We start from the raw sequence: 10,323 nt of genomic DNA, 5'->3' as shown, positions 1-10,323 counted from the left end.
GACGGCACCAAAGGTCAAACCTGCACCGAGTGTGTCGGCAAGCGTCAGCACTTCGGTCGTCGCCGAGTTCGCGACCGTCGCCGTCAGCGTGTAGGTCAGCGTGTCGCCAGGCGACACCTCACTACCGGAGGCCGGGTTGGAGGTCTTGCTCACCGTGATCGACGTCGCAACGACCGGATGCTCGGTCTCGCACGTGGTGCACACGGGCTCGGGGTCGTTGCCACCTGCCGGGTTACTGGCCACCACGACGTTGCCAACGCTGCCCGTCGCATCCGCATTGACAGTCGCGGTGTAGGTCAGCGTGTAGGTGCCCGGCAGCGTGCCGGCCGGCAGCGTGCAGGTCAGCGCACCGGTGCAGGCGAACACGCCCGCATCCGTCACCGACCCGAAGGTCAGGCCGGTGCCCAGTGTGTCGGCGAGCGTCAGCACTTCGGTCGTCGCCGAGTTCGCGACCGTCGCGGTCAGCGTATAGGTCAGCGTGTCGCCAGGTGCGACTTCGCTCCCCGAGGCCGGGTTCGAGGTCTTGGTCACCGTGATCGAGGTCGCAACGACCGGATGCTCGGTTTCGCAGGTCGTGCACACCGGATCGGGATCGTTGCCACCAGCCGGGTTACTGGCCACGACGACGTTGCCGACGCTGCCGGTCGCATCCGCATCGACGGTCGCGGTGTAGGTCAGCGTGTAGGTGCCCGGCAAAGTGCCGGCAGGCAGCGTGCAGGACAGCGCGCCGGTGCAGGCAAACGCGCCCGCATCCGTCACCGACCCAAAGGTCAGGCCGGTGCCCAGTGTGTCGGCGAGCGTCAGCACTTCGGTCGTGGCCGAATTCGCAACCGTCGCCGTCAGCGTGTAGGTCAGCGTGTCGCCAGGCGACACCTCGCTGCCGGACGCCGGGTTCGAGGTCTTGGCCACGGTGATCGAGGTCGCAACGACCGGATGCTCGGTTTCGCAGGTCGTGCACACCGGATCGGGATCGTTGCCACCAGCCGGGTTACTGGCCACGACAACGTTGCCAACGCTGCCCGTCGCATCCGCATTGACGGTCGCGGTGTAGGTCAGCGTGTAGACACCCGGCAGCGTGCCGGCAGGCAGCGTGCAGGTCAGTGCACCGGTGCAGGCAAACGCGCCCGCGTCGGTGACGGCACCGAAGGTCAGGCCGGTGCCTAGCGTGTCGGCCAGGGTCAGCACTTCGGTCGTCGCCGAGTTCGCGACCGTCGCCGTCAGCGTGTAGGTCAGCGTGTCGCCAGGGGACACTTCGCTGCCCGAGGCCGGGTTGGAGGTCTTGGCCACCGTGATCGACGTCGCGACGACCGGATGCTCGGTCTCGCAGGTCGTGCACACCGGATCGGGATCGTTGCCGCCAGCCGGGTTACTGGCTACGACAACGTTACCGACGCTTCCGGTCGCATCCGCATTGACAGTCGCGGTGTAGGTCAGCGTGTAGACACCCGGCAAGGTGCCCGCCGGCAGCGTGCAGGTCAGCGCACCGGTGCAGGCGAACGCGCCCGCATCGGTCACGGACCCGAAGGTCAGGCCTGCGCCCAGCGTGTCGGCCAGCGTCAGTACTTCGGTCGTCGCCGAGTTCGCGACCGTCGCCGTCAGCGTGTAGGTCAGCGTGTCGCCAGGGGACACTTCGCTGCCCGAGGCCGGGTTGGAGGTCTTGGACACCGTGATCGACGTCACAACAACCGGATGCTCGGTCTCGCAGGTCGTGCAGACCGGATCGGGGTCATTGCCGCCGGGCGGCGTGCTCGCGACCACGACGTTGCCCAACGTGCCGGTCGCGTCCGCATTGACGGTCGCGGTGTAGGTCAGCGTGTAGACACCCGGCAAGGTGCCCGCAGGCAGCGTGCAGGTCAGTGCACCGGTGCAGGCGAATGCACCCGCATCGGTGACCGCACCAAAGGTCAGACCTGCGCTCAGCGTGTCGGCCAGCGTCAGCACTTCGGTCGTCGCCGAATTCGCGACCGTCGCCGTCAGCGTGTAGGTCAGCGTGTCGCCAGGGGACACTTCGCTACCCGACGCCGGGTTCGAGGTCTTGCTCACCGTGATCGACGTCGCAACGACCGGATGCTCGGTCTCACAGGAGGTGCAGACCGGCTCGGGATCGTTGCCGCCAGCCGGGTTACTGGCTACGACGACGTTACCGACGCTTCCGGTCGCATCCGCATTGACAGTCGCGGTGTAGGTCAGCGTGTAGGTACCCGGCAGCGTGCCCGCCGGCAACGTGCAGGTGAGCGTGCCGGTGCAGGCGAACGCACCCGCATCGGTCACCGAACCGAACGTCAGACCCGCCCCGAGCGTATCGCTCAGCGTCAGCACTTCAGTGGTGGCCGAGTTCGCGACCGTCGCCGTCAGCGTGTAGGTCAATGTGTCGCCAGGCGACACCTCGCTACCCGACGCCGGGTTGGAGGTCTTGCTCACCGTGATCGACGTGGCGACGACCGGATGTTCGGTCTCGCAGGTCGTGCAGACCGGATCGGGATCGTTGCCGCCAGCCGGGTTACTGGCCACGACGACGTTACCGACGCTTCCGGTCGCATCCGCATTGACGGTCGCGGTGTAGGTCAGCGAGTACGTGCCCGGCAGCGTGCCCGCCGGCAGCGTGCAGGTCAGTGCGCCGGTGCAGGCGAATGCGCCCGCATCGGTCACCGAACCGAACGTCAGGCCTGCGCCCAGCGTATCGGCGAGCGTCAACACTTCGGTCGTGGCCGAGTTCGCGACCGTCGCGGTCAGCGTGTAGGTCAGCGTGTCGCCAGGCGACACCTCGCTGCCCGAGGCCGGGTTGGAGGCCTTGGCCACCGTGATCGACGTCGCGACCACCGGATGCTCGGTTTCGCACGTGGTGCACACCGGCTCGGGGTCATTGCCGCCGGGCGTCGTGCTCGCGACCACGACGTTGCCCAGCGTGCCGGTCGCATCCGCATTGACGGTTGCGGTGTAGGTCAGCGTGTAGGTGCCCGGCAGCGTGCCGGCAGGCAGCGTGCAGGTCAGTGCGCCGGTGCAGGCGAATGCACCCGCATCGGTGACGGCGCCAAAGGTTAGACCCGTGCCGAGCGTATCGGCGAGCGTCAGCACTTCGGTCGTCGCCGAGTTCGCGACCGTCGCCGTCAGCGTGTAGGTCAATGTGTCGCCAGGCGACACCTCACTACCCGAGGTCGGGTTCGAGCTCTTGCTCACGGTGATCGAGGTCGCGACGACAGGATGTTCGGTCTCGCAGGTCGTGCACACCGGATCGGGATCGTTGCCGCCAGCCGGATTACTGGCCACGACGACGTTACCGACGCTGCCCGTCGCATCCGCATTGACAGTCGCGGTGTAGGTCAGCGTGTAGGTGCCCGGCAGCGTGCCCGCCGGCAGCGTGCAGGTCAGTGCGCCGGTGCAGGCGAATGCACCCGCATCGGTGACGGCGCCAAAGGTCAGACCTGCGCCAAGGGTGTCGGCGAGCGTCAGCACTTCGGTCGTCGCCGAATTCGCAACCATCGCCGTCAGCGTGTAGGTCAGCGTGTCGCCAGGCGACACCTCACTACCGGAGGCCGGATTGGAGGCCTTGGTCACCGTGATCGACGTCGCGACAACCGGATGTTCAGTCTCGCAGGTCGTGCACACCGGATCGGGATCGTTGCCACCGGCCGGGTTACTGGCCACGACAACGTTGCCGACGCTGCCCGTCGCGGCGGCGTCCACCGTGGCCGTGTAGGTCAGCGTGTAAGTACCCGGCAGCGTGCCGGCAGGCAGCGTGCAGGTCAGCGCGCCCGTGCAAGCGAAGGCACCCGCATCGGTCACCGAACCGAACGTCAGGCCTGCGCCCAGCGTATCGGCGAGCGTCAACACTTCGGTCGTGGCCGAGTTCGCAACCGTCGCCGTCAGCGTGTAGGTCAGCGTGTCACCAGGCGACACCTCGCTCCCCGAGGCCGGGTTCGAGGCCTTGCTCACCGTGATCGACGTCGCAACGACCGGATGTTCGGTCTCGCAGGTGGTGCACACCGGATCGGGGTCGTTGCCGCCGGGCGGCGTGGTCGCCACCACAACGTTACCCAGCGTGCCCGTCGCATCCGCATTGACAGTCGCGGTGTAGGTCAGCGAGTACGTGCCCGGCAGCGTGCCCGCCGGCAGCGTGCAGGTCAGCGCACCGGTGCAGGCGAATGCGCCGGCATCGGTGACCGCACCAAAGGTCAGACCTGCGCCAAGGGTATCGGCAAGCGTCAGCACTTCGGTCGTCGCCGAATTGGCGACCGTCGCCGTCAGCGTGTAGGTCAGCGTGTCACCAGGCGACACCTCGCTCCCCGAGGCCGGGTTGGAGGCCTTGCTCACCGTGATCGAGGTCGCGACAACCGGATGCTCGGTCTCGCAGGTGGTGCACACCGGATCGGGATCGTTGCCGCCAGCCGGGTTACTGGCTACGACAACGTTACCGACGCTTCCGGTCGCATCCGCATTGACAGTCGCGGTGTAGGTCAGCGTGTAGACACCCGGCAAGGTGCCCGCCGGCAGCGTGCAGGTCAGCGCACCGGTGCAGGCGAACGCGCCCGCATCGGTCACGGACCCGAAGGTCAGGCCTGCGCCCAGCGTGTCGGCCAGCGTCAGTACTTCGGTCGTCGCCGAGTTCGCCACCGTCGCGGTCAGCGTGTAGGTCAGCGTGTCGCCAGGCGACACCTCGCTACCCGACGCCGGGTTCGAGGTCTTGCTCACCGTGATCGACGTCGCGACGACCGGGTGTTCGGTCTCGCACGTGGTGCAGATCGGCTCAGGGTCGTTACCACCTGGGGGCGTGCTCGCCACCACGACGTTGCCGACGCTGCCGGTCGCATCCGCATTGACGGTTGCGGTGTAGGTCAGCGTGTAGGTGCCCGGCAAGGTGCCCGCCGGCAGCGTGCAGGTGAGCGTGCCGGTGCAGGCGAACGCACCCGCATCGGTCACCGAACCGAACGTCAGACCCGCCCCGAGCGTATCGCTCAGCGTCAGCACTTCAGTGGTGGCCGAGTTCGCGACCGTCGCCGTCAGCGTGTAGGTCAGCGTGTCGCCCGGCGACACCTCACTACCAGAAGCCGGGTTGGAGCTTTTGCTTACCGTGATCGACGTCGCAACGACCGGATGCTCGGTCTCGCAGGTCGTGCACACCGGATCGGGATCGTTGCCGCCAGCCGGGTTACTGGCCACGACGACGTTACCGACGCTGCCCGTCGCATCCGCATTGACGGTCGCGGTGTAGGTCAGCGTGTAAGTACCCGGCAGCGTGCCCGCAGGCAACGTGCAGGCCAGCGCGCCCGTGCAAGCAAACGCACCCGCGTCCGTGACGGCACCAAAGGTCAAACCTGCACCGAGTGTGTCGGCAAGCGTCAGCACTTCGGTCGTCGCCGAGTTCGCGACCGTCGCCGTCAGCGTGTAGGTCAGCGTGTCGCCAGGTGCGACTTCGCTCCCCGAGGCCGGGCTCGAGGTCTTGGTCACCGTGATCGACGTCGCAACGACCGGATGTTCGGTCTCGCAGGTCGTGCACACCGGATCGGGGTCGTTACCGCCCGGCGGCGTGGTCGCCACGACGACGTTACCGACGCTACCCGTTGCCGCGGCGTCCACCGTGGCCGTATAGGTCAGCGTGTAGGTGCCCGGCAGCGTGCCGGCAGGCAGCGTGCAGGTCAGTGCGCCGGTGCAGGCGAATGCACCCGCATCGGTGACGGCACCGAAGGTCAAACCTGCACCGAGTGTGTCGGCGAGCGTCAGCACTTCGGTCGTCGCCGAGTTGGCGATCGTCGCGGTCAGCGTGTAGGTCAGCGTGTCGCCAGGCGACACCTCACTACCAGAAGCCGGGTTGGAGCTCTTGCTCACCGTGATCGACGTGGCGACGACCGGATGCTCGGTCTCGCAGGTCGTGCACACGGGCTCGGGGTCGTTGCCGCCGGGCGGGTTACTGGCTACGACGACGTTACCGACGCTTCCGGTCGCATCCGCGTTGACGGTCGCGGTGTAGGTCAGCGTGTACACACCCGGCAGCGTGCCGGCAGGCAGCGTGCAGGTCAGTGCACCAGTGCAGGCGAACGCGCCGGCATCGGTGACCGCACCAAAGGTCAGACCTGCGCCCAGCGTATCGGCAAGCGTCAGTACCTCGGTCGTCGCCGAGTTGGCGACCGTCGCGGTCAGCGTGTAGGTCAGCGTGTCACCAGGCGACACCTCACTGCCCGAGGCCGGGTTCGAGGTCTTGGCCACGGTGATCGACGTCGCAACGACCGGATGCTCGGTTTCGCAGGTCGTGCACACCGGATCGGGATCGTTGCCACCGGCCGGGTTACTGGCCACGACGACGTTACCGACGCTGCCCGTCGCGGCGGCGTCCACCGTGGCCGTGTAGGTCAGCGTATAGATGCCCGGCAAGGTACCGGCCGGCAGCGTGCAGGTGAGCGCACCGGTGCAGGCGAACGCGCCCGCATCCGTCACCGACCCAAAGGTCAGGCCTGCGCCCAGCGTGTCGGCAAGCGTCAGCACTTCGGTCGTCGCCGAGTTCGCGACCGTCGCCGTCAGCGTGTAGGTCAACGTGTCGCCAGGCGACACCTCGCTGCCCGATGCGGGGTTCGAGGTCTTGCTCACCGTGATCGACGTCGCGACGACCGGATGTTCGGTCTCGCAGGTGGTGCACACCGGATCAGGATCGTTGCCACCAGCCGGGTTACTGGCCACGACAACGTTGCCCACCGCACCGGTCGCATCCGCATTGACGGTCGCGGTGTAGGTCAGCGAGTACGTGCCCGGCAGCGTGCCCGCCGGCAGCGTGCAGGTCAGCGCACCGGTGCAGGCGAATGCACCCGCATCGGTGACGGACCCGAAGGTCAGGCCTGCGCCCAGCGTATCGGCAAGCGTCAGTACCTCGGTCGTCGCCGAGTTGGCGACCGTCGCGGTCAGCGTGTAGGTCAGCGTGTCGCCGGGCGACACTTCGCTACCTGTCGCCGGATTCGAGGTCTTCGCCACGGTGATCGAGGTCGCAACGACCGGATGCTCGGTCTCGCAGGAGGTGCAGACCGGCTCGGGATCGTTGCCGCCAGCCGGGTTACTGGCTACGACGACGTTACCGACGCTTCCGGTCGCATCCGCATTGACAGTCGCGGTGTAGGTCAGCGTGTAGACACCCGGCAGCGTGCCGGCAGGCAGCGTGCAGGTCAGTGCACCGGTGCAGGCGAACGCGCCGGCATCGGTGACCGACCCAAAGGTTAGGCCCGTGCCGAGCGTATCGCTCAGCGTGAGAACCTCAGTCGTCGCCGAATTGGCGACCGTCGCCGTCAGCGTATAGGTCAGCGTGTCGCCAGGTGCGACTTCGCTACCCGAGGCGGGGTTGGAGCTCTTGCTCACCGTGATCGACGTCGCAACGACCGGATGCTCGGTCTCGCAGGTCGTGCAGACCGGATCGGGATCGTTGCCGCCAGCCGGGTTGCTGGCTACGACGACGTTGCCGACGCTGCCCGTCGCATCCGCATTGACGGTTGCGGTATAGGTCAGCGTGTAGGTGCCCGGCAAGGTGCCCGCCGGCAGCGTGCAGGTGAGCGTGCCGGTGCAGGCGAACGCACCCGCATCGGTCACCGAACCGAACGTCAGACCCGCCCCGAGCGTATCGCTCAGCGTCAGCACTTCAGTGGTGGCCGAGTTCGCGACCGTCGCCGTCAGCGTGTAGGTCAGCGTGTCGCCAGGCGACACCTCGCTGCCGGACGCCGGGTTGGAGGTCTTGGCCACCGTGATCGAGGTCGCGACAACCGGATGCTCGGTCTCGCAGGTCGTGCAGACCGGATCGGGATCGTTGCCGCCAGCCGGGTTACTGGCTACGACGACGTTGCCGACGCTGCCCGTCGCATCCGCATTGACGGTTGCGGTGTAGGTCAGCGTGTAGGTGCCCGGCAAAGTGCCCGCAGGCAGCGTGCAGGTCAGCGCACCGGTGCAGACAAACGCACCCGCGTCGGTGACGGCGCCAAAGGTCAGACCCGTGCCGAGCGTGTCGGCCAGCGTCAGCACTTCGGTGGTCGCCGCACTGGCAACCGTTGCGCTCACCGTGTAGGTCAACGTGTCACCAGGCGACACCTGGCTACCCGACGCCGGGTCGGAGGCCTTCGTCACCGTCACGACCGAGGCCAACGGATGTTCGGTGGTGCAGCTCGTGCAAGTCGGCGACGGGGCATCCGGATTGTCCGGATCGCCACCGCCCGTGGCGACCACCGCATTCCCGACCGACGTCTGCGCATCCGCGCCGACGGTGGCGGTGTAGACGACGTTGTAGTCGCCCGGCGCCGTCCCGGCCGGCAGAGTGAAGGTGCGGGCGTTGCCGCTACCGCCCTCGACGAAGTCACCGGCGCTGGTCACCGCGCCGAAGATCAGGCCCGCGCTGAGCGTGTCGTTCAACACGACGTCGGACAGGGTGGCGGCTTCCGCCACACGCACGCTTAACGTGTACGTGATGACCTGCCCTGCGGTCACCGTAGAGCCGGCGACGGGGTCGGCGCTCTTGACGACCTCAACGACCGGACGCGCCACGGTGACCGTCGCGCTCGCGGTGTTGTTGGCGAGATCGATGTCGTTCGTACCCGGAGGCGCGGTGACGGTCGCGACGTTGGTCACGGACGTCGACTGGGCGAACGCCGGAGACGCTCCCGCCAATCCCAGAAGACAGGCCAATACCGTACCGCCCGCGGCCGCTGCGGCCGCCCGGATGTTGTTCAACAGCATCCCGCAATCCCCCGAAAAACCTGCCATGGCCCGAGATCGACGGACCCGCATTTCCTTGAATGACATCCAGCCGCGCGACAACGAGCTCGATCGAGCTCGTCGTTCAGAAAGAAACTTCCCCATCGCGTGAGATGCCACCCGCACGAAAAAGAACCATCGTCGAGCGGGACGGCATCTTATGTGTGCAAAAATCGGACGTCAATCACAGATTTTATATCTCTCTATATGTTAGCGAATGAGAGAAACGGTGAGATAAATAACCCGCATTCAGCACGCGATGACCGACTTGCTGAAACGGGAAAGTCGGCCTATTTACCCAGTTCGTGCGCGCTGCCGACCCAACGCAGTACCAAGTAAAAGAGCGATCTGTGTTCGGCGTTACCGCCACAGGCCCATGTTGAGATCCAGGCGGCATGCGATTCCGCCCTCAACTCAAAACAAGGCGGCGACGCTTCGAGCGCGGCAAATGCGTTTTAGGCCCCGCCGACATCGGAGTCGACCCGTCCCTGGCAGCAGGAAGATGGCAGCTTCGCCTTGTGTACGGCCGATGCGGTAGGGCGCTGCGGCTCGTAGGCCCTCGCGCCCGATGCTGTGATCCCGAGAGACTGCACGCAGAGAAGCACAGCCGCTGCGGGCGGCATCGGGCCGGCGCCGGCGCAGACTCACTGCCGACGCTCTGTCGTTCGAGTGTCTCTTGCAATTCGTGCGCATCGAGGCTGCGCGCGCTCGATCGCATTGGGGATTGCCGAGCCCGCCCCTCGCCCCGGTTCGGACGCCAGGAACGATCCAGTGTCCCGCGGCCGAAAATGCCGACATCGGCTGGCCCACGCCAGGCACGCCCTCGCGTCAGACCGCCAGCGCCACCATCACCAGGTCAACACGTAACCCACGCCGCGGACCGAGCGCAGTGGCAGCGCCACCCCGGTACTGTCCTGGCACTTTCGCCGGAGCCTGTAGACCAACATCTCCAGCCGGTGCGGATCGAACTCGTGCACATCGTCCACGAGTCCGGCGATCAGATCCTCGCGACGGACCGGCTGTCCCGGCGAGCCGGCAAGCCGGCGCATGACTTGTTGTTCGGCGAGCGTGAGTTCGACCGCACGACCATCGGGCAACAGGATGTTCCACCCGCGCTCGTCGAGCCGCCAACCCGCTTCGCTGTCGAGCTCCTCGCCCAGCTCGCTGCTTTGGCCGCCATCGGAGGCCACGATGCGACGCGCGAGATTGCGTAGCGTGGCGATCAACGCGCTGGCCTCGACCGGCTTGGTCAGATACGCATCGACGCCGGCTTCCAGACCACGCAGCCGATCGCCGTTGGACACGTACCCGGTCAGCATCACCAGCCCGATCGTGGGCGCAGCCTCGCGCAGATGGCGGGCGATCGCGAAGCCGTCCTCGTCCGGCAGGCCAACATCGAGCAGCACCAGGTCATAGCGGCCGGCCACCAGATCGCGGTACAGCGCCAGCGCGCCGGGCATGCCGGTCGCCTCGAACCCGGCCGCACGCAGCAGGGGTACCAGAATCTCGTCACGCAGTTCGTCGTCGTCCTCGACCACCGCGACACTGACACGCTCTACCGCCGCCCCGTTCACGCCATGCATCCCATTTTCGAAGCGGGCGCCTCTC

General features: G+C 67.0%; 3 protein-coding genes. 1 reads left to right on the top strand and 2 read right to left on the bottom strand.

Annotated elements, in window-relative coordinates:
* The coding region (locus ABE505_RS14040) for an isopeptide-forming domain-containing fimbrial protein (RefSeq protein WP_346458287.1) at positions 1–8,505 on the bottom strand (8,505 nt) is incomplete at its 3' end.
* A 1-nt stretch (position 8,506) separates the two neighbouring features.
* Between ABE505_RS14040 and ABE505_RS14035 the strand changes: the two genes are divergently transcribed.
* Entirely contained in the window at positions 8,507–8,827 is a 321-nt protein-coding gene (locus ABE505_RS14035; protein WP_346458286.1) for a hypothetical protein, read from the top strand.
* 736 nt (positions 8,828–9,563) lie between these two features.
* Here ABE505_RS14035 and ABE505_RS14030 read toward each other — a convergent pair.
* On the bottom strand, positions 9,564–10,298 hold the full coding sequence (locus ABE505_RS14030) for a response regulator transcription factor (protein WP_346441572.1): 735 nt from the start codon (positions 10,296–10,298) through the stop codon (positions 9,564–9,566).
* Positions 10,299–10,323 lie beyond the last annotated feature (25 nt).

Origin of the sequence: Luteimonas sp. TWI382, assembly GCF_039674545.1 — a bacterium.
Classification (GTDB): Bacteria; Pseudomonadota; Gammaproteobacteria; order Xanthomonadales; family Xanthomonadaceae; genus Luteimonas.
This window is presented reverse-complemented; position numbering and strand designations above follow the sequence as displayed.

What these genes read in the sequence shown, in the direction of transcription:
- ABE505_RS14030 (WP_346441572.1), bottom strand. Translation starts at nt 10,298, where the DNA reads ATGCATGGCGTGAACGGGGCGGCGGTAGAGCGTGTCAGTGTCGCGGTG.